This is a genomic window from Burkholderia anthinoferrum (assembly GCF_002925705.1).
Lineage (GTDB): Bacteria > Pseudomonadota > Gammaproteobacteria > Burkholderiales > Burkholderiaceae > Burkholderia > Burkholderia semiarida.
On record NZ_LFZP01000067.1, the window covers coordinates 179,736 to 200,764 of the forward strand.

The 21,029-nt window shown below is 67.6% G+C and carries 19 protein-coding genes; 6 read left to right on the forward strand and 13 right to left on the reverse strand.

Translation table 11 applies throughout. From position 1 onward, the window contains the following. Nucleotides 1-70: 70 nt before the first annotated feature. The 4 genes from C5F75_RS33875 to C5F75_RS33890 all read right to left on the reverse strand — a co-directional run bounded on the left by C5F75_RS33875 (nt 71) and on the right by C5F75_RS33890 (nt 3,157). A complete protein-coding gene (locus tag C5F75_RS33875; RefSeq protein ID WP_104013362.1) occupies nt 71-1,495 on the reverse strand; it encodes an aminotransferase-like domain-containing protein in 1,425 nt (474 codons plus the stop codon). Nucleotides 1,496-1,881: 386 nt separating this feature from the next. Further along, the gene (locus tag C5F75_RS33880; protein WP_006481293.1) at nt 1,882-2,130 is read right to left on the reverse strand and encodes a hypothetical protein; all 249 of its coding nucleotides are present in this window, start codon (nt 2,128-2,130) and stop codon (nt 1,882-1,884) included. A gap of 34 nt (nt 2,131-2,164) precedes the next feature. Continuing rightward, a complete protein-coding gene (locus C5F75_RS33885) occupies nt 2,165-2,620 on the reverse strand; it encodes a DUF1269 domain-containing protein (protein ID WP_060009250.1) in 456 nt (151 codons plus the stop codon). Between the two features lie 84 nt (nt 2,621-2,704). Continuing rightward, on the reverse strand, nt 2,705-3,157 hold the full coding sequence (locus tag C5F75_RS33890; RefSeq protein ID WP_059575194.1) for a phosphate-starvation-inducible protein PsiE: 453 nt from the start codon (nt 3,155-3,157) through the stop codon (nt 2,705-2,707). Between the two features lie 550 nt (nt 3,158-3,707). On the opposite strand from C5F75_RS33890, the gene C5F75_RS33900 reads away from it, so the two are divergent. From C5F75_RS33900 to C5F75_RS33920, 5 genes are all read left to right on the forward strand, one after another. After that, nucleotides 3,708-4,787 carry a Dyp-type peroxidase gene (locus C5F75_RS33900; RefSeq protein ID WP_059574976.1) on the forward strand — a complete coding sequence of 360 codons (1,080 nt, stop codon included), beginning with the start codon at nt 3,708-3,710 and terminating at the stop codon, nt 4,785-4,787. Further along, the gene (locus C5F75_RS33905) at nt 4,780-5,595 is read left to right on the forward strand and encodes a family 1 encapsulin nanocompartment shell protein (RefSeq protein ID WP_059574974.1); all 816 of its coding nucleotides are present in this window, start codon (nt 4,780-4,782) and stop codon (nt 5,593-5,595) included. The genes C5F75_RS33900 and C5F75_RS33905 overlap by 8 nt, the downstream gene beginning before the upstream one ends. Nucleotides 5,596-5,699: 104 nt before the next feature. Further along, nucleotides 5,700-5,969, forward strand: coding sequence for a hypothetical protein (locus C5F75_RS33910; RefSeq protein WP_059575192.1), 270 nt, complete (start codon nt 5,700-5,702; stop codon nt 5,967-5,969). Between the two features lie 624 nt (nt 5,970-6,593). Then, nucleotides 6,594-9,434, forward strand: a complete 2,841-nt coding sequence (locus tag C5F75_RS33915) for an ATP-dependent Clp protease ATP-binding subunit (protein ID WP_104013363.1) — start codon at nt 6,594-6,596, stop codon at nt 9,432-9,434. A gap of 124 nt (nt 9,435-9,558) precedes the next feature. After that, a complete protein-coding gene (locus C5F75_RS33920; protein ID WP_104013364.1) occupies nt 9,559-11,838 on the forward strand; it encodes an FdhF/YdeP family oxidoreductase in 2,280 nt (759 codons plus the stop codon). Between the two features lie 134 nt (nt 11,839-11,972). Here the strand turns inward: C5F75_RS33920 and C5F75_RS33925 are convergent, their stop codons facing one another. Then, nucleotides 11,973-13,394, reverse strand: coding sequence for a purine-cytosine permease family protein (locus C5F75_RS33925; protein WP_059642907.1), 1,422 nt, complete (start codon nt 13,392-13,394; stop codon nt 11,973-11,975). A gap of 341 nt (nt 13,395-13,735) precedes the next feature. Here C5F75_RS33925 and C5F75_RS33930 point away from each other — a divergent pair, with 341 nt between their 5' ends. Beyond that, nucleotides 13,736-14,659, forward strand: a complete 924-nt coding sequence (locus tag C5F75_RS33930; protein ID WP_059574969.1) for a LysR substrate-binding domain-containing protein — start codon at nt 13,736-13,738, stop codon at nt 14,657-14,659. 79 nt (nt 14,660-14,738) lie between these two features. On the opposite strand, the gene argE is transcribed toward C5F75_RS33930, so the two are convergent. From argE to C5F75_RS33970, 8 genes are all read right to left on the reverse strand, one after another. Then, nucleotides 14,739-15,902, reverse strand: a complete 1,164-nt coding sequence (gene argE, locus C5F75_RS33935) for an acetylornithine deacetylase (protein WP_104013365.1) — start codon at nt 15,900-15,902, stop codon at nt 14,739-14,741. Then, nucleotides 15,895-16,572: a DUF1028 domain-containing protein gene (locus C5F75_RS33940; RefSeq protein WP_104013366.1), complete on the reverse strand. Its 678-nt coding sequence runs from the start codon at nt 16,570-16,572 to the stop codon at nt 15,895-15,897. The genes argE and C5F75_RS33940 overlap by 8 nt, the downstream gene beginning before the upstream one ends. After that, the gene (locus tag C5F75_RS33945) at nt 16,569-17,018 is read right to left on the reverse strand and encodes a RidA family protein (protein ID WP_059574963.1); all 450 of its coding nucleotides are present in this window, start codon (nt 17,016-17,018) and stop codon (nt 16,569-16,571) included. The genes C5F75_RS33940 and C5F75_RS33945 overlap by 4 nt, the downstream gene beginning before the upstream one ends. A 75-nt stretch (nt 17,019-17,093) precedes the next feature. Continuing rightward, on the reverse strand, nt 17,094-18,416 hold the full coding sequence (locus C5F75_RS33950; protein ID WP_104013367.1) for a flavin-containing monooxygenase: 1,323 nt from the start codon (nt 18,414-18,416) through the stop codon (nt 17,094-17,096). 241 nt (nt 18,417-18,657) lie between these two features. Then, entirely contained in the window at nt 18,658-19,104 is a 447-nt protein-coding gene (locus tag C5F75_RS33955) for a hypothetical protein (protein WP_060967396.1), read from the reverse strand. 205 nt (nt 19,105-19,309) lie between these two features. Continuing rightward, nucleotides 19,310-19,915 (reverse strand): hypothetical protein, encoded by a 606-nt coding sequence (locus C5F75_RS33960; protein ID WP_257220845.1) that lies wholly within the window; start codon nt 19,913-19,915, stop codon nt 19,310-19,312. Between the two features lie 35 nt (nt 19,916-19,950). Further along, nucleotides 19,951-20,244: a RebB family R body protein gene (locus tag C5F75_RS33965; RefSeq protein ID WP_059574955.1), complete on the reverse strand. Its 294-nt coding sequence runs from the start codon at nt 20,242-20,244 to the stop codon at nt 19,951-19,953. Between the two features lie 114 nt (nt 20,245-20,358). Further along, nucleotides 20,359-20,916 (reverse strand): RNA polymerase sigma factor, encoded by a 558-nt coding sequence (locus C5F75_RS33970; protein ID WP_059574953.1) that lies wholly within the window; start codon nt 20,914-20,916, stop codon nt 20,359-20,361. Nucleotides 20,917-21,029 lie beyond the last annotated feature (113 nt).

Consider the following 21,029-nt stretch of genomic DNA (forward strand, 5'->3'; position numbering starts at 1 on the left):
GACGTTGCGGCGCAACACGCCGGCCGCGCTGCCACGGGGCGCGCAAGCCGCGCCGCACGCCGCGGCGCGCTCAGTCGATGCACGTTGCGACTAGCTTGCCGACGACGACAACCGCCTGCTCGATCTCCTGCGACCACGGGCTGCTGTAGTTCAACCGGATGAAGTTCCGGTAGTTGTCCGTGATCGAGAACATGTAGCCGGGCCCGATCGTGATCCCCTGCTCCAGCGCGAGCTGGTACAGCCGCATCGCATCGACCTGCGCGGGCAGCTCGACCCACAGCACGTACCCGCCCGCCGGGCTCGAAATGCGCGTGCCCTCCGGAAAGAACCGCGACACCATCGCGCGCATCAGGTTCGCCTGCTGCGCATACGCCTTCCGGATCCGCCGCAGGTGATGCTCGTAGCCGTCGCGTTCGAGAAACTCCGCGATCGCCAGTTGCGGCAACGACGGCGTCGCCAGCGTATTCAGGAATTTCAGCTTCTCGACCTGATCTCGGTAGCGGCCCGGCAGCGCCCAGCCGATCCGGTACGCGGCCGTCAGGCTCTTCGAGAACGACGAGCAATGCAGCACGATCCCGGTCCGGTCGTAGGATTTCAGCGAACTCGGATGCGTATCGCCGAAATACAGTTCGTTGTACACGCCGTTCTCGATGATCGGCAGGTCGGCCTTCGTTGCGAATTCGACCAGTTCGCGTTTTCGCTCGTCCGGCATCTGAAAGCCGAGCGGATTCTGGAAATTCGGCATCACCATGCACGCAGCGATCGGCTGCGACTTCGCGATCGCGGCCAGTGCCGCGATGTCGATCCCGTATTCCGGATGCGTGGCCACCTCGATCGCCTTCATCCCCATCCGCTCGATCGCGTGCAGCATCGCGTAGAACGTCGGCGACTCCACCGCGATCGTGTCGCCCGGCTTCGCCTCCGCCTGCAGGCACAGGTTGATCGCCTCCGTCGCGCCGACCGTCACGATGATCTCGTTCGGGTCCACCGACATCCCGTTTTCCAGGTAGCGGCGTGCGATCTGCCGGATCAGCCGCGGATGGCCCGGCGGTAGCCCGTCGGTCACGCCCCACAGCGACTTGTCGCGACCGGCCGCGTACGCATAGCGGTTCAGCTTCTCGAACGGAAACAGGCTCGGGTCCGGATACGGCGAGCCGAGCGGCACCGCGTCGTCCGTGCCGATCGAGCGCAGCGTCGACAGCACGAGCCGGCTCACGTCGACCGACGACGAGATCGCGATCGGCTTCGACGGCCGCAGCTCGCGCACCGGCGCATGGCCGTCGTCGCGGCACAGGTTCACGAAATAGCCGGACTGCGGACGGCTTTCGAGCAGCCCGCGGCTTTCCAGCAGCAGATACGCGTGCAGCACGGTCGTGATGCTGATCCGGTGCTGCTGGCTCGCCTGCCGCACCGACGGCACGCGATCGCCGTGCCGATATACCCCTTGCCGAATGAGTCGCTCTACGTCGTTCGCAAATTTCTCGTAGAGCTTCATCCGCCTCGCCCCGCGAGCGATGAACCGGCCTGCGCGGCATGGGCGGCCCGGCCGCGCCGACGCACGAAGCCGGATAGCCGTCGCCGGGTGCGGGTGTCCCGGCTGGAACCTCGTCCGTTACCGAAGTTGAAGGCGAATAGCAATGCGAATCTCATGAAGACAAGGTTCGGCATCCTACTGCGTCATTTCGGCGAATGTAAGTGACAGTTTGGCGGGGAAACGGCAAATCCGGCCGGCGTGGTGAACAGATGCGAATGCGACGGCGCGGCCCGCGCGCGATCGCGCGGCAGCCGCTCGCCCGGCGCACGTCATGATGCATCGCAGATGGCGGCGCGCCGGCCGCCGCGAAGCGCGGCCTGCTCACGAATGCGCGCGCCCGCTCGCCCTCACGCGTCGTCGACGTTGTCCGCATAGTGGTCGATCGCGACCTTGCACTCGTCGAATACCACCGTCAGCAGCGCGACGTCGTTCGACTCGAGCCACTTGCGGATCTGCAGGAACTGGCCGGTGCCGAGATCGGCGAGGCGGCCCGGATCGTCGGTCGTCACGTCGACGCTCGCGATCGCGCGGTTGCCGGGCAGCGGCGACAGCGTCGCCGCGATGTCGAAGCGCCGGTACGATTGATCGATGCGCATGCGGTTCTCCCGAATCGGTTCGAAAGGTGCGCGCTCAGCCGAGCGCCTGGCGAAAGACCTTGCCGCCGAATCCCGTCACGACGTTGTCGACCGAGAACGGCGTGTCCTCCTTCGCTTCGAGAATGACCGCGACGCTGCCGGGCACGAGCCGCGCCGCGACCGTCTCGACGAACGTGCCGTCGAGCAGCGCGTTGCCGGCCGCCTGCGCGAGCACGCCGGCGCCCGCGCCGGCCGCCATGCCGGTCACCACGCCGAGCGGCCCGGCGAGCAGGCCGAGCAACCCACCCGCGAGCGCGCCGATTACGCCGCCCTTGAACGGCCGCGATTCGGCGTCGAGCACCGCGAGCTTGCCGTTCGCGTCCTTCTCGACGACGACGCCATTCTCGATGTGGAATCCTTCGTTCTTCTCCGACAGCGCGTCGAAATCGTGCGCGGCCTGGCGGGCCGTCTCGACGCTGCCGAACACGGCGACGATCAATTGTCTGGTCATGCAACACCTCGCTTGATTGAATGAGGGCGGAGCCGCCGCGCCGTGTACGGCGCGTCGGGTTTCGCTTCGGACGCCGCCCGCGCGTTACCGGCCGGCATGCACGTCGTCCTCGACATCGTCGACGTCCGCCGGAAAGCGATGCTGGCCGAAGCTCAGGATCAGCACGCCGACCGCGAGCAGCACGATCCCGAAGGTCGTCATCAGCATCCGCTCGGGGCTGTCGGTCGCGCCGCGCAGGATCAGGTCGCGCGCGAGCGACGTCATCGCGATGAATAGCGGGAACCGCACCGGCAACCGGCCGAGCCGCAGGTAGCGCAAGTCCATCGCGAGCACTTCCAGATACAGGAACATCAGCAGCAAGTCGGTCAGCGACACCTCGCCCGCGAGCACGACCTTCCACGCCTCCTGCGCCATCGCGAACGCGGTCGCGAGCCCGATCACGACCAGCCCGGCCAACTCGGCCGCATGAAGGAAATGGCCGAAGCGGCGGCGGATGCGTTCGGCGGCCGTATCGGCGGATGCAGTGGATGTATTCAACGCGCTCACAGTGTCGTAGGTGCCGCGATCGACGCGCCGTCGCCGCGGCAAGGGATCTCGGGGAACGGAAAGCCCGCGCCGGACGGCCCGCCGTGCCCGACGATTGCACCGAAAATACGCATCGCTTCCAAAAGGTTCATCATGATGACCGTCGCCGGGCGGAGCGAACCCAATCTACTGCATGCGCCACGCCCGCTCAAGAGCACAGCGTCGCCGGTTTCAGGAGTACAGCTGCACGCGCGCCGCGCCCAATCGGACCTCGATCAACCCATTCGAATGACAGATCGTCGATACGTGTTCCAAAGACCCGCCGAAGCTGCTAGATTGCATGCTCGACGACGTTACGCGGTGCAGGCGGTCACGCGCCGGGCGAACGCGCGGCCCCCACGTCTGCCTCCCCTTCGCGCCGGGGGGCTGGCCGCCGCAGCGGCCCGTTGCGCGATGCCCGCGCAACGTCCTTCATCCGCACGTCACAAAGAGATCAGTCGCATGACACAGTCCAACCGTTCGCCTTCGCGCGCCGCGGCTGCCGCGGCCCGTCCGTCCCGACATGACTGACCGGCAGGCCGCGATGCAAACCAACCGTCCCCCGCTTTCCCAGGCCGTCCACAGCCCGATCACGCGCAGCGCGATCTTTCTCGTGGCGACGATCAATCCCGGCGCCGATCACGCCGACACGATCCGTTCATGGTGCGGCAACATCGCCGCGCTCGTGCGCTCGGTCGGCAAGCGCGTGCCGGGCGGCAACCTCACGTGCGTATGCGGCTTCGGCTCCGATGCATGGGATGCGCTGTTCGGCGAGCCGCGCCCCGCGTCGCTGCATCCGTTCCGCGAATTCGGCGCCGGCCAGCGCGTCGCCATCGCGACGCCCGGCGACATCCTGCTGCACATCCGCGCCGAAGCGATGGACCTGTGCTTCGAGCTCGCGACGCAACTGCTCGGCGCGCTCGGCGATGCGGTCACGGTCGTCGACGAGGTGCACGGCTTCCGCAATTTCGACCAGCGCGCGATGATCGGCTTCGTCGACGGCACCGAGAACCCGGAAGGCCGCGAGGCCGTCGACTTCACGGTGATCGGCGACGAGGACGCCGAATTCGCGGGCGGCAGCTACGTGCTCGTGCAGAAGTACCTGCACGACATGGCCGGCTGGAACGCGCTCGCGGTCGAGACGCAGGAGCGCATCATCGGCCGCACCAAACTGTCCGACATCGAGCTCGCGCCGGATGTGAAGCCGTCGTGCTCGCACAGCTCGCTGACCACGCTCGACGAGGGCGGCCAGGAAGTGAAGATCCTGCGCGACAACATGCCGTTCGGGCGCCCGGGCGCCGGCGAATTCGGCACCTATTTCATCGGCTATGCGCGCTCGCCGGCGCCGATCGAGCAGATGCTCGAGAACATGTTCGTCGGCCGCCCGCCCGGCAACTACGACCGCCTGCTCGACTACAGCCGCGCGGTCACCGGCTCGCTGTTCTTCGTGCCGTCGGCCGACCTGCTCGAAGCGCTCGCCGACCGCCCGGCGCCGGCCGCCGACGCCGCCCGACCTGAATCCACGCCGTCCGCGCCTTCCGCACCGCAGCGCGACGGCTCGCTGAACATCGGCTCGCTGAAAGGAACCCCGACCTATGAATAACCTGCATCGCGAACTCGCCCCGATCTCGTCGTCCGCGTGGGAACAAATCGAGGAGGAAGTGGCGCGCACCTTCAAACGATCGGTGGCCGGGCGCCGCGTCGTCGACGTCGAGGGCCCCGCGGGCCCCGAGCTGTCGGCCGTCGGCACCGGGCACCTGCTCGACGTCGCCGCGCCGTGCGAGCTCGTGAACGCGCGGCTGCGCGAAGCGCGCACGATCGTCGAGCTGACGGTGCCGTTCGAGCTGAGCCGCGACGCGATCGACAGCGTCGAGCGCGGCGCGCGCGACGCCGACTGGCAGCCGGCGAAGGAAGCCGCGCAGCGGCTCGCGTTCGCCGAGGACGGCGCGATCTTCGACGGCTACCGCGCGGCCGGCATCGTCGGCGTCCGCGAAGGCACGTCGAACCGCCGGCTCACGCTGCCGGCGGATGTCGCCGCGTACCCGGACGCGATCAGCGACGCGCTGGAAGCGCTGCGCCTCGCCGGGGTGGACGGGCCGTACTCGGTCGTGCTCGGGTCGGACGCATACACCGCGCTCAGCGAAGCGCGCGACCAGGGCTATCCGGTCCTCGGCCATATCAAGCGCATCGTCAGCGGCGAGATCATCTGGGCGCCGGCGATCAGCGGCGGCTGCGTGCTGTCCACGCGCGGCGGCGATTACGAGCTGCATCTCGGCGAAGACGTGTCGATCGGCTACACGAGCCACACCGACAAGAGCGTCCGCCTGTACCTGCGCGAAACGTTCACGTTCCTGATGCTGACGAGCGAGGCATCGGTGGCCGTGGCGCCGCAGGGCAACGCGGCCGCCTGAGCGCGGTTGCCGGCGCGCGGTGCCCGCGCGGGCGCCGCACGCGACGGCCGCCCCGCCGGCCGCAGGTTCGTCGCCGATCCAGCCCATCTTGCATGGAGAATGTCGTGAGCGAATCAAATGACGCATTACAGGCGCTGCAGGCGTCCGTCGCGACCCTGAAGCAGACGGTCGACGCCAACACGAGCCGCCAGGCCGGCGACACCGCCGTGCTGTTTACCGTCGTGTCGCTGATGCTGGCCGAGCTGCCGCCCGACACGCGCAACCTGATCGAGGATTCGTTCTCCGTCTGGGCCAATGGTCTGCCGAATGCGGCACTGTCCGCCGACGTGAAACAGATCGCACGGCAACGGCTCGCGATGAACCTGTCGGACTGATCGCGGCTCACCATGGTTGCGCGATGCCCGGCGTCTACCGTGCAACCCGCCCTCGCCTTCACCGACCCCACGGCGCGCATCGGCTGCGGTGCGGGCGCGGTCGGACGTCACCGGTTCGCATCCGCGCCGCGTGTTGCATCGCGTGTTGCGCCCCGTTTCGCTCCCCGTTTGCCGGCGGCCGGCACCATGCGCGCCGATGTCGCACCGCGTGCCGTTCGCACGCCGTCGGTTCCCGCCCCCTTCCACCGCCAGCCGCACACGCCGCGCACGCCGCGCACGCCCGCGCCGCCGCGCGCTTGCCCGTCTGTACTCCTTGCCGCCGAATCGCGCGCCCATGTGAGGGTGCAATTCGCGGCCGGCCCGGCCAGGAACTGTGTCTTGGATGGCCCACGCCGATTCGTTATTTTGAACGCAGTCGAAGCGATGCCGCGGGCTCCTCGCGGCACTCGCGCTTCCCGCCCCGACCGCGACCGTGCGCCACGCCGGCGCGCGCCATGCGACCGCACGGGTGCGGCGCGCGCGCCGCCGCGGTGCGCGCCGTGCACGTGCGGTCGGGACGCGCGAGCGCCGCACCGCATCGGGCCGCACCTTCGACCCACCTTCACCGACAGGAGCCAGACCACCATGCCCGCACTTTGCGATATCTGCCACGCGCGGCCGGCCGTTGCGCGCGCAACCGTGATGCAGGACGGCGAGCGCAAGACGATCTCGATCTGCGATTACCATTTCCGTCAACTGATGCGGCATCAGAGCATGCTGAATCCGTTCGATTCGCTGCTGGGCGGAGGCGGACCGTCGTCGCTGTTCGGCGGGCTCGGCGACGAATCGCCGCTCGCCGCCGAGATTCCGCGCGAATCGGTCGACCCGACCGACGCGTTCAGCGAACAGACGCTCGAACTGCTGCAGCGCGCGGCCGAGAAGGCGCATGAATTGCGCCGCAGCGAACTCGATTCCGAGCATCTGCTGTACGCGCTCGCGGACACCGACGTCTGCGCCGCGCTGCTGAAGGAACTGAAGCTGTCGCCGGACGACATCAAGTCGTACATCGACGCGCATGCACACACCGGCACGGCCGCCCCCGATGCGCCGCTCGACAAGCTGTCGATCTCGCCGCGCGTGAAGAAGGCCGTGCAGTATGCGTTCCAGGCGTCGCGCGATCTCGGCCACTCGTATATCGGCCCCGAGCACCTGCTGATCGGGCTCGCGGCGGTGCCGGACAGTGTCGCCGGCACGTTGCTGAAGAAATACGGCGTGACGCCCGAGGCGCTGCGCCAGAAGGTCGTGAAGGTGGTCGGCAAGGGCGCCGAGGACGGCCGCGTCGATGCGCCGACCGGCACGCCGAACCTCGACAAGTTCGGCCGCGACCTCACCGCGATCGCGCGCCAGGGCAAGCTCGATCCGGTGCTCGGCCGCGCGCAGGAAATCGAGAGCACGATCGAGGTGCTCGCCCGCCGCAAGAAGAACAACCCGGTGCTGATCGGCGAGCCGGGCGTCGGCAAGACCGCGATCGTCGAAGGCCTCGCGCAGCGCATCGTCAACGGCGACGTGCCCGAAGTGCTGCGCGACAAGCGGCTCGTCGAAGTCAACATCAACTCGATGGTGGCCGGCGCGAAGTATCGCGGCGAATTCGAGGAACGCGCGAAGCAGCTGATCGACGAGGTGACCGCGAAGCAGGACGAACTGATCCTGTTCATCGACGAGCTGCACACGATCGTCGGCGCAGGCCAGGGCGGCGGCGAAGGCGGCCTCGACATCGCGAACGTGCTGAAGCCCGCGCTCGCACGCGGCGAGCTGAGCCTGATCGGCGCGACGACGCTCAACGAATACCAGAAGTACATCGAGAAGGACGCCGCGCTCGAACGCCGTTTCCAGCCGGTGTTCGTGCCGGAGCCGAGCGTCGAGCAGACGATCGTGATCCTGCGCGGGCTGCGCGACAGCCTCGAGGCGCACCACCAGGTGACGTTTGCCGACGACGCGTTCGTCGCGGCCGCCGAGTTCGCCGACCGCTACATCACGTCGCGCTTCCTGCCCGACAAGGCGATCGACCTGATCGACCAGGCGGCCGCGCGCGTGCGGATCGGCGCGACGTCGCGCCCGGTCGACATTCAGGAAGGCGAAGCGCAGATCGCGCAACTGAAGCGCGAGCAGGATTATGCGACGTCGCGCAAGCGCTTTGACGAAGCGAAACAGTTCGAAGAGCAGATCAACGCGAAGCAGAAGGCCGTCGACGAGATGATGGAGGCGTGGCAGCGCAAGACCGGCTCGGAAACGCTCGAAGTGACCGTCGAATCGGTGGCCGAGGTCGTGTCGCGGCTGACCGGCATTCCCGTATCCGAACTCACGCAGGAAGAACGCCAGAAGCTGCTGAAGATGGAAGAGCAGCTGCGCGAGCGCGTGGTCGGCCAGAGCGATGCGGTGGTCGCCGTCAGCGATGCCGTGCGGCTGTCGCGCGCGGGGCTCGGCCAGACGCACCGGCCGATCGCGACGTTCCTGTTCCTCGGGCCGACCGGTGTCGGCAAGACCGAGCTCGCGAAGGCGCTGGCCGAGACCGTGTTCGGCGACGAGCAGGCGATCATCCGCATCGACATGTCCGAATACATGGAGCGGCATGCGGTCGCGCGGCTGATCGGCGCGCCGCCCGGCTACGTCGGCTACGACGAAGGCGGCCAGCTCACCGAGCGCGTGCGGCGCCGCCCGTACAGCGTGATCCTGCTCGACGAGATCGAGAAGGCGCATCCGGACGTCTACAACGTGCTGCTGCAGGTGTTCGACGACGGGCGTCTCACCGACGGCAAGGGCCGCGTGGTCGATTTCAGCAACACGATCATCATCGCGACCAGCAACCTAGGCGCGGCGATCATCATGGACAACCTCACGCAGCCGGAAGCCGCGCGCAAGACCGACAAGGCGATCCGCGACGAACTGATGCAGGTGCTCAAAGGGCATTTCCGCCCCGAGTTCCTGAACCGGATCGACGAGGTGATCGTGTTCCACGCGCTGTCGAAGGAGAACATCCGCGCGATCGTGCAGATCCAGCTCGACCGCGTGGTGCGCACGGCCGCCGCGCAGGACATCACGCTCGTGATGGGTGACTCGCTCGTCGAGCACCTGACCGAAGCCGGCTACCAGCCGGAGTTCGGCGCGCGCGAACTGAAGCGCCAGATCCGCCAGACGATCGAGACGCGGCTCGCGAAGGAGATCCTCGCCGACCGGCTGAAGTCGGGCGACAAGTGCGAGGTCGACTACGACAAGGACAGCGACGAAGTGACGTTCAACAAGCTCGCCGCACCTGAAGCGAAGGAGGCGAAAGACGCGAAGGACGCCGACGGCAAGGCCAAGCCAAACGGCAAGGCCGCCAAGGCGGCAACAGATGCGAAGCCGGAAGATACGCCCGCGGACGCCCCACCGCCTGCCGCGAAGCCGTCGGGCAAGAAATCGTCCGGCGCGAAGAAGGACGCGCACTAAAAAAACGCATGCCCCGCCACCCGGGGCACGCATGACCGGCTCCGTCCGCCGGACGGAGCCGCCCCACGCCGCGACACGGCGCAACCGAGCCACCCGCATCGGGCCCGGCTATTGGAGATTCACCATGACAAATCGACGCGAAGTGCCAGGCATCAGGAAATACGACGGGCCCGCCGGCGGTTGGGGCGCGCTTCGCGCGACAGCCGATGCGGTGCGCACGCAGATGGAAACCATCGAGGCGCCGATCGTGCTGATGCGGACCAACCAGCCCGACGGCTTCGACTGTCCCGGCTGTGCGTGGCCGGACAAGGAGCACAAGTCGACGTTCCAGTTCTGCGAGAACGGCGCGAAAGCCGTCACGTGGGAAGCGACGACCAAGCGCGTGACGCCCGAGTTCTTCGCGGCGAACACCGTGTCGTCGCTGCTGCGCATGTCGGACTACGAACTGGAGAACATGGGCCGGCTCACGCATCCGCTCGCCTACGACCGCGCGACCGACACGTTCCGGGCGATCGAATGGGACGACGCCTTCGCGCGCATCGGCGAAGTGCTGCGCGCGCTGCCGCCCGAGCAGGTCGAGTTCTACACGTCCGGCCGCGCGTCGAACGAAGCCGCGTACCTGTACCAGTTGTTCGCGCGCGAGCTCGGCACCAACAACTTCCCCGATTGCTCGAACATGTGTCACGAGCCGACCAGCGTCGGCCTGCCGCAGTCGATCGGCATCGGCAAGGGCACCGTGTCGCTGGAGGATTTCGACCACTGCGAGCTGATCATCTCGATCGGTCACAATCCCGGCACGAACCATCCGCGGATGATGGGCACGCTGCACGAGTGCGCGCGCCGCAACGTACCGATCATCGTGTTCAACCCGCTGCGCGAGCGCGCGCTCGAACGCTTCGCCGATCCGCAGGACATGATCGAGATGGCGTCGTTCGGCTCGACGCGGATCGCGTCGACGTACTACCAGGTCGACGCGGGCGGCGACGCGGCCGCGCTGAAGGGCATCATGAAGGCGCTGCTGAAGCTCGAAGCCGAGCAAGGCGGCGTGCTCGACCGCGACTTCATCGCGCAGCACACCAACGGCTTCGATGCGTTCTCGGCCGACCTCGAAGCGACGTCGTGGGACGACATCGAGCGCGCGAGCGGCCTGAGCCAGGCGCAGCTCGAACAGGTCGCGCTCGCGTACGCGAAGTCGAACGCGACGATCATCACGTACGGGATGGGCGTCACGCAGCACAACAAGGGCACGGCCACCGTGCGCCTGATCGCCGACCTGCTGCTGATGCGCGGCAACATCGGCAAGCCGGGCGCCGGCGTGTGCCCGCTGCGCGGCCATTCGAACGTGCAGGGCAACCGCACCGTCGGCATCACCGAGAAGCCGTCGGCCGAATTCCTGAAGAAGATCGAGGACGTGTGCGGCTTCACGCCGCCCGCGCAGCACGGGCACGACGCGGTACAGGCGATGCAGGCGATGATCGACGGCACCGCGAAGGCGCTGCTGTGCCTCGGTGGCAACTTCGCGGTCGCGCTGCCCGATCCCGAGCTGTCGTTCCCGGCGATGGCGAAGCTCGACCTGAGCGTGCATCTCGGCACGAAGCTGAACCGTTCGCATCTGCTGGTCGGCAAGGAAACCTTCATCCTGCCGGTGCTCGGCCGCACCGAGCTCGACATGCAGGCCACCGGCCCGCAGTCGATCACGGTCGAGGATTCGATGTCGATGGTCCACGCGTCGGCCGGCAAGCTCAAGCCCGCGTCGGACCAGTTGCGCTCGGAGCCCGCGATCGTCGCCGGCATCGCACACGCGACGCTGCCGAACAGCAAGGTCGCGTGGCTCGACCTGATCGCCGACTATGACCGCATCCGCGACCTGATCGACAAGACGGTATCCGGCTTCGAGGCGTTCAACGAGCGGATCCGCACGCCGGGCGGCTTCCGCCTGCCGTTGCCGCCCACCGAGCGCGTATGGCCGACGCCGACCGGCAAGGCGATGTTCTCGGTCTACAAGGGCGTGAAGGAGGACGCGGACGTGCTCGGCGCCGAGCAGGTGCTGCGTCTCATCACGCTGCGCAGCCACGATCAGTACAACACGACGATCTACGGTCTCGACGATCGCTATCGCGGCGTGTTCGGCCGGCGTGACGTGCTGTTCATGAACGCGGCCGATCTCGACAAGTACGGGCTCGAGCACGGCGACCTCGTCGACATCGAGACGGTCACCGCGTCGGGCCGCACACTGCGCCTCGAGAAGATCACCGCGATCGAGTACGACATCGCGCCGGGCTCGGTCGGTGCGTACTATCCGGAAGCGAACGTGCTCGTGCCGCTCGACTACATCGACAAGGAAAGCGGCACGCCGTCGTACAAGTCGGTGCCGGTACGCGTCGCGCGCTCGGCGGCGGTCTGATCCGCGGGCGGGCGGGGTCGCGGCACACGCCGCGCCCTTCGGCCCGCCTGCCGCGCTGCTCCTCGGCCTCGCGGCCGCCGCATCGCTACCGATGCAGCGGCCGTTTCATTCGATCGCGTCGAACGACGCCGCGTTTACCGCGCCGCCGTCGGCGGCAGATGCGCCGCGCCCTGCCGGCGCCGGTACGCGCTGTCGCGCGTCGCGAGCCAGTAGTACAGCGGCGAGGTGAGCAGCAGGCCCACGAGCCACGACAGGTCCGCGCCGCCCAGATGCGCGGGAATCGGGCCCGCATACATCGGCGTGTTCATGAACGGAATCTGCACGACGATGCCGATCGCATACGCGAGCAGCGCCTGCGGGTTGAAGCGGCCGTACACGCCGCCGTCGGCCATGAAGATCGACTGAATATCGTACTTGCCCTTGTGGATCACGTAGAAGTCGATCAGGTTGATCGCCGTCCACGGCACCAACACCACCAGCAGCGCAAGCACCAGATCGACGAGGTTGCCGACGAAGTTCGTCGACGCGCCGATCGCCGCATAGCAGCACGCGACGAAGATCACGACCGATACCACCGCGCGCGCCTTCGCGGTCGGAATCCACTTGTACGCGAACGTCTGCACCGACGTGATCACCGCGAGCACCGCGCCGTACAGGTTCAGCGCGTTGTGGCTGATCACGCTCAGCAGGAACAGCACGAGCATCAGCGGGCCGAGCGGGCCCGTCGCCTGCTTGACCGCATCCATCGTGTCCGCGCCGGCGGGCACCGCGAGCACCGCGACCGCGCCGAAGATGAACGCGAGCGTCGAGCCGATCGTGCAGCCGAGATAGGTCGCCCAGAACGTCGACGCGACACCGACGTCCTCCGGCAGATAGCGCGAATAGTCCGACACGTACGGCGCGAACGCGATCTGCCACAGCGCCGACAGCGACACCGTCGCGAGCCAGCCCGCGAAGTCGAAACCGCCGCGCGTGAGGAAATCGGCCGTGCTCACGTGCGAGAGGATCATCCAGAAGCCGACGGCGATGCCGATGCCGAGCACCCACGTGCCGATGCGGTTCAGGATGTGGATGAACCGGTAACCGACGATCCCGATCAGCCCGGAGCCGACCGCACCGATCACGATGCCGACGGGCACCGGCACCGACGGTGCGATGCCGTGCACCGACTTGCCGGCGAGCACGATGTTCGACGCGAAGAAACCGACATACATCACCGCCGCGATCACCGTGACGAGCAGCGCGCCCCACGAGCCGAACTGCGCGCGGCTCTGGATCATCTGCGGGATGCCCATCTGCGGCCCCTGCGCCGAATGCAGGGCCATCAGCACGCCGCCGACCGCCTGGCCCACGACGATCGCGACGATGCCCCACATCAGGTTCAGGTGGAACAGCTGCACGCCGAGCGCGCCGGTCACGATCGGCAGCGGCGCGATGTTGCCGCCGAACCAGAGCGTGAACAGGTCGCGCACCTTGCCGTGGCGCTCCGTGGGCGGCACGTAGCCGATCGTGTGTTTCTCTATCATCGGGGACGCATTGCGTTCCGCGTTCGTCATGGTGATGCCTCCTGTCGTGCGCGGCGATGCGCGCGGGCCGTTTTCGCCGGTGCGCGCCGGGATGCGCGCCTGCAATCGGGTCCGGATGCGCGATGCGCGGCAGACGGGGGCGGATGACGCCCGCCGGCGTACGCGGCCTCGTCGCGATCCAGGTTGGAGACGATGGTGCGCCACGGGGGTGGGGACCGGAAAATACTAAAAATATTTTCGGGATATACGAAAAAGCTCTGCAGCGGAATGTTCGGCGCCGGACGACTTCGGGTAAGGTGCCAGGGTCTGTTTCCCTATGGAACGCACGTGCGCCCGCGGCGGCACGCCGGGGCCGGGCATCAGAGGTGCTTGTGGCTCACTACACTTTGCGGCAACTGAAATACTTCATCACGACGGTCGAATCCGGCAGCGTCGCCGAGGCGTCGCGCCAGCTCTTCATCGCGCAGCCGTCGATTTCCAGCGCGATCAAGGGGCTCGAGGAAAGCTTCGGCGTGAAGCTGTTCATTCGCCATCACGCGCAGGGCGTGTCGCTGACGCCGAGCGGCACGCGCTTCTACCGGAAAGCGCAGGAACTGCTGCGCATCGCGCACGAGTTCGAACAGAACGCGCTCGCCGACAACGACGTGGTCACCGGGCAGATCGACATCGGCTGCTTCGAGACCGTCGCGCCGCTCTATCTGCCGCAACTGATCGCCGGCTTTCGCGAGCGCTACCCGGGCGTGAACATCCGGCTGCGCGACGGCGACCAGCAGGAACTCGTGCAGGGGCTGACGTCGGGCACGTTCGACCTCGCGCTGATGTACGACCACGATCTGGACGGCACGATCGAAACCGAGCCGCTGATGCCGCCACAGCAGCCGTACGTGCTGCTGCCGGAGCACCATCGGTTCGCGGGCCAGACGCACGTGTCGCTGCGCGACCTGTGCGTCGAGCCGATGATCCTGCTCGACGTGCAGCCGAGCCGCACGTACTTCGTCAGTCTGTTTCATGAACTCGGGCTCACGCCGAACATCGTGTTCGGCTCGCCGTCGATCGAGATGGTGCGCGGGATGGTCGGCCAGGGATTCGGCTTCTCGCTGCTCGTCACGCGTCCGCACTCGGAATACACGTACGACGGCCAGCGCGTCGTGACGATCGCGCTCAGCGAAACGGTGAGCCCGTCGGGGCTCGTGAGTGCGCGGCTGAAGCGCGGCCAGCTCACGAAGCAGGCGCAGTCATTCGTCGACTTCTGCCGCGAGCGGCTCGCGCAGATCGTCGCTCGAGCGGCGCGGTAAGCGCCGCGATCGCAAACAGGAACGGGAACAAGCACACGCACGCGCCGCACGATGCGATGCGTGCGTGTCGGCCGCCGGTTCAGCCGGCGCAAGCGAGATATGCGGCGAGGCGCGCCATCATCGTGTCGCATCCGTGCAGTTGTTCGAGCGTGACGAACTCGTCGGGCTTGTGCCCCTGATCCATGCTGCCGGGCCCGCACACGACGGTCGGAATGCCGGCCTGCCCGAACAGGCCGCCCTCGGTGCCGAACGCCACCGTGCCGAACGCGTCGGACCCACTCAACGTCGCGAGCAGGCGCGCGGCATCGCTGTCCGGCGCGGTCGCCAACCCCGGATACGCACCGAGCGGCTGCAGCCGGATGTCGGTATCGGGCTGCACCGCGCGCATCTTCGGCAACAGTTCGGATTCCGCATAGTCCTGCAGCGTTCTCGGCACGTCGTGCGCATCGAAATCGGGCAGCGCCCGCACCTCGAAATCGAATTCGCATTCGGCCGGCACGATGTTCAGCGCGCGGCCGCCCTTGATCAGCCCCGTCTGCACGGTCGAGAACGGCGGATCGAAACGGCTGTCGTGCCGGTCGGGCCGCGCGAGCGCCGCGCCGATCTCGCCAAGCCGGCCGATCAGCTTCGCCGCGTAGTCGATTGCGTTGACACCGAGCGGCGCATACGCCGAGTGGCACGCCGCGCCCTTCACGTGGCACCGCATCGCGAGCTTGCCTTTGTGGCCGAGCACCGGCTTGAGCTCGGTCGGCTCGCCGATCACGCATACGCGCGGGCGGTGCGCACGCTTGGCCAACTCGGCGAGCATCGGCCGCACGCCGACGCAACCGATTTCCTCGTCGTACGAGAACGCGAGATGCACCGGTTCGCGCAACGGCCGCGCGACGAACGCCGGCACGGCCGCGAGCACCGACGCGATGAAACCCTTCATGTCGGCCGTGCCGCGGCCGTACAGGCGGCCGTCGCGCTCGGTCAGCCGGAACGGCTCGACCGTCCACGCCTGCCCGTCGACCGGCACGACGTCGGTATGGCCTGACAGCGCCACGCCGCCGCGCACGTACGGGCCGATCGTCGCGTACAGGCTCGCCTTTGTGCGGTCCGCGTTGTGGAACAGCTCGCTCGCCACGCCAAAGCCCGCGAGATAGTCGCGGATGAAGCCGATCATCTCGAGGTTCGAATCGCGGCTGACGGTCGCGAACGCGATCAGCCGTTCGAGCAACGCGCGGCTCGACGTGTCATTCATCGCCCGGCACTCCGTAGCTCGGCGCGGCGGTCGGGTCCAGCGCGCGCGTCTGGTAGTCCTGCATCTGCGGCCGATACGCACGCCACAGCGCATCGAGCTGCCCGATCGGGTCGGTATCGGCCCAGTCGACGCGCAGGTCGACGATCGGCCAGACCACGTCGCCGGCCACCTTCAACGCGGCCGAATGCACGGGCCCCGCCTCGCCGCCGGCTACCATCGCCGCGTGCATCGCGGCCAGCAGACGATCGGCGAGCAAGCCGGACGCCTGCTCGAACGCGCGCACCATCGCGCCGATCACGTCCGGCGAAGCCAGCAGGTTGCCGGCCGCCACGCATTGCTCGCCGCGCACCGCGTGGTGCGTGCCGAGCGCTTCCTTGCCGGTGAAAAAGGCCGTTTGTCCCTGCCCGTCGACCACCGTGACCTGCCGGTACTGGCTCCAGCCGTTCGCGCTCAGCGCGCGGTCGAGCGCGGCGGCGGGCGCGAGCTGCTCGTGCTCGATCAGGTCCAGCGTCTGCGGCCCAAGGGCCGGCAGCGTGACGTTCTGCGTCGCGACCGCGCCGACGCCCGCGCGCACCCACGGGCAGCGTGCGCCCACCGCGATGCTCGACGAGCTGATCGCGATACCGAGCTGGCCCGTCTCCGGGCAACGCCCGACGATGGAGAAAGTCATGTCGCCTCCTGTGCGCGGTTCGGCTGCCCGTTGTCGGGAATCACCGCAATCACGTCGATCTCCATCAGCCATTGCGGCTGGCCGAGCGCCGAGACGACGAGCCCCGTCGAGATCGGATAGACGCCCTTCAGCCACTTGCCGACTTCCTGGTACACGGGTTCGCGATAACGCGGGTCGATCAGGTAGGTCGTCGTCTTCACGATGTGCGTGAGGTCGCTGCCGGCTTCCTCGAGCAACTGCTTGACGTTCTTCATCGCCTGCTCCGCCTGCGCGCGTGCATCGCCGAGGCCGATCAGGTTGCCGCCGAAATCGGTGCCGACCTGGCCGCGCACGTAGACGGTGTTGCCGGCGCGCACCGCCTGGCACAGGTCGTTGTCGAGCGTCTGGTTCGGGTAGGTATCCTTCGTGTTGAACATGCGGATACGCGTATGGGTAGGCTGGCTCATCGAAATCCTTCGAGTGTCGGTATGATCGCCCGCCGCGCCGGAAGCGGTCGCGGCGCGGCGGACTGGGTCGGGAGGTCAGTTCGCCGCTTCGGCGAGCGCGCGGGCTTCGGGCCGTGCCGCGTGCGCGGCCGCGCAGTGCTGCGCCGCGTCGTGGTACGCGAGGTACTTGCGCTGCGTGACGATGTGATCGGCGATGTGCTTCGCGTCGTGCCACACGCCCCAGATGAAGCTGGAGCCGCGCCGCGACAGCCACGGCAGGCCAAGGAAATAGATGCCCGGCTCCTTCGACACGCCGCGCTGGTGCTGCGGCTTGCCGTTCGGCGCGAATGCGTCGACGTTCAGCCAGCCGTAGTCGACCGCATAGCCGGTCGCCCACACGATCGACGTGACGCCGGCGGCGGCGAGATCGAGCGAGAGGAGCGGATGCGCGACGCATGCCGGGTCAGGCAGGATGCGGCGGGCTTCCGGTTCTTCCGGCAGGTCGAGGCCGTTGCGGGCCACGTAGGCGTCGGCCGCGTCGAGCAGTGACAGGTAGTTCTCGTCGCCACGCGCGAGATTGATCGCGAGATCGCGTTCGAAAGTGGCCACGCCACCGTCGAAGGCCTTGGTCAGCCCGACCAGCGTCACGCCCTGATTCGCGAGCGCGCGGAAATCGACCGTGTGGCCGCCGCGCGCGCCGCTCACCGCGATCGTCACGTGTTCGCGGCCCGGGGTCGCGACTTCCTTGTCCCATTCGCCGAGCACGCCGAGCCACCAGCAGAAGTCGCGGCCGCGATATGCGCGCGGCGGGCGATCGTGCGGCCCGACCGACAGATAGACCTGCCGGCCCGCGCGCTGTAGTTCGTCGGCGATCTGCACGCCCGACGAGCCGGCACCGACCACCAGCACCGCGCCTTCCGGAAGCTGGCCCGGGTTGCGATAGTCGGCGGAATGGATCTGCACGACGCGCGCGTCGTCCGGTGCGATCGGCGGAATCACCGGGCGCTGGAACGGGCCGGTGGCGACCACCACGCGATTCGCGTCGATCGTGCCGTCGGATGTCTCGACGCCGAAGCCGGGCTTGCCGGTGTTGCGCACGACGCTCTTCACTTCGACGCCGGTCCGGATCGGCGCGTTGAATTTGCGCGCATACGCTTCGAAGTAGTCGGCGACCTGGTCTTTCGATGCGAACGCATCGGGCGCGAGGCCGTCGAATTCGAGCCCCGGGAAACGGTCGTGCCACGCGGGGCCGTTCGCGACCAGCGAATCCCAGCGCCCCGTGCGCCAGCGCTCGGCGATGCGGCTGCGCTCCAGCACGAGATGGGGCACGCCCAGCTTGCCCAGATGCTCGCTCATCGCGATGCCGGCCTGCCCGGCGCCGACGACGAGCGTATCGATTGAAGTTGTTTCGACTGCCACGGCTGTCTCCTTCTGAAGTGCGGCTCGGTGCGACGCGCGTGCTGTCGCGTGAGCTGGAATGGAGACATTCTGCTGACACGCCGCCGGGGGCGAAATGATGATTTTTGTTGATGTTGACGAGAAAAAAGCTGGGGACGGCCTGGACGGCCGGCCGTACCGGCGCGCAGCGCCGATACCGTCGAACGACACTGCACCGGCGCCCGCCTGCATGGCGGGCGCCGGCTTCAGCCGATCGTTTCGGCTACACGTTGGTCCATGCGCCAGTGCCGTGCTGATACTGCATCACGCCGCCGTGGAGCCGCACCCGCAGGTTGCCGTCCGGCACCTGCACCCATTCGGTCATGTCGAGACTCATCATCAACGCGACGAAGAAATCCTGCAGCTCTTGCGACGTGCTGGCCTGCCAGAGATCGATGCGCCCGAGGCACGCGCGCATGTTGCCCTGCTGCTGCATGATCGTCTCGACCTGTCCGGCAACGTCCGCCGCCGGATCGTAGACATTCGTGCCGTCGGGGCTCACGATCGACAGATGAATGCCGCGCACCAACGTCGGTTGACCCGGCGTTTGCTCGACGAGCGCGATGCAGCTCGTCATCGCGCCGAAATCGATTTCCGTCGCATCTCCCCATTTGCGCTCGCCAACCCCCAGCGGCGCGGGACCGTTTACGTTCTGAATGATGTAGGACATGGGTTTCCTCACATGACTGGACAACACTGCCGGTAGCAGGCCGCGACGTATTCGACGAAGAACGCGCGTCGCGCCTGCCGCTCACATCCCGTCCGGCCCGACGGCCCGGCGGGTCGTGTCGATCGATGCCGGTCGAGCACGCCGCACCGTCGTCGGCGTGCTGGGCGCGGCCTGCGATGGCATCGTCATGCGCCGCTGGCGCGCCCTACGTGCCCTTCTTGTCCAGCAGCGTCTGATACCTCTGCAGGCTCTCGTCGATCTTGTCGAGCGCGACGCTCGCGGCTTCTCCTTCGATCGCCTCCGCGGCGCCGGCGACGATCGCCGCGGTCGCGACGAACAAGTCCGTCAACAGCAGGCCCACCGCATCCATCGCCATGCCTTTCACGTCCTCGTCGATGGTCTTCTGCGCCAGGTCCTTCATCAACACGCTCTTGCCCGCGATCGCCAGCGACGTCGTCGCCTCGAAGTAGTTGGCCGCCGCCTGCGCGACCATGCCGCCCGCCTGCGTGATCATCATGTTCGGGCCGACGGCGATCTGCGTCGTCGCGTAGGACGCCGCCTCCGCGTTGATCGCCTGCACGGTCTGCAGCGCCGACGAGGCGGCCCCGGTGGCCCCCGCGATCTGGTCCGGCGCCTTCAGCGCGTCGGTGAACCTGCGCTGCCGGTTGACCGGCCACGTGCGCGTGCCGGCCGTCGAAGCAGCGGCGTGCGATGCGACATCGGCCGCCGTCGTTGCTTCGGCCGCGGCGGCCGCGCCATCGTCCGGCGCCGGCGTCGCGCCGTCGCCGCGTCCGCCCAAAAGACCTTTCATGTTCATGATTCAGGTATCCCGATAGTCATCGCGTACTAATGCGTGGAACCCGTCTTCGGCGCGCCCGCCTCCGGCTGCGACGCGCCGCCCGAGGCCGGCTTCGGCGACGCTTCGACGGACAGGATCATGGCCACGGCCTTCGACACCACGGCGTTCGAAATCTGGTTCAGCGCGGCCTGCTGCTGCGTCATGTTCTGCGCCGAGATGCCGACGGCCTGGCTGAACATCTGGTAAAGCATGCCCAGCGCCTGGGCCGGCGATCCCGCCACGACGTTGACGTTGGTCTGCGTCACCGCGTCGGTAATCTGCTCATTGACTGTGTCTGCCACGAGGCCTCCTCGGATCTCGGCTCCGGCATGCGGTTGAAGGAACGGGCGGGCCGGCAGGCCATCGACGCCGCGCATGCCGTTAGGAACGCTGCGTGCCGGCATTCGTGAACGCGCTCACGCGAGTTCCTCGCGCAACTTCTTGCGCAGCAGCTCGACGCGCTTTCTGGCGAGCGGCTCGTTGATCCCGAGCGTCGCGGCGATGTGCAGATAGGGCCGGTCCTCCTCGAACTTCAGCGTGAACAGCATCTGCTGCTGCGGGGAAAGCATCGACAGCGCCTGTTCGAGACGCAGCAGCTGTTGCCGCAGCAGCAGTTGCTGCTCCACCGACGGCGCGTGGCCGGCGAGCTCGACCGCGTGATCGTCGTCCCAGCCCGAGTCGAATTCGAGCATGCCGCTTTCGCGCACACGGCGGCGCGCGCCATCGAGGAACGCGTGATTCAGCGCCAGAAAGAGAAAGCCCGTCAGATTCCGCACGCGCTCGGGCGAGCGCTGCAGGTAAATGTGGACCTTGAGCGCGGTATCGGAAAGCAGTTCGTCGGCGCGGTGAATATCACCCTTGCACAACAGGCGCGCACGGCGCCGCAATTTCCCCTGCATTTCCCGCCATGCGCGGTCGAGCTGCTGCGCCGGAGACTCGGGCGCCGAGGCAGCGTGCTGGTTCGAGGTTGTCATCCCGTGTCTTCCTTTTTTTATGGAAAACACAGAATCGATTCGACGCCGGGAATGGCGCTGTTACCCGCGTAACACCGATATAACGATAATCGGGCGCAGTAAATTATCTTGAT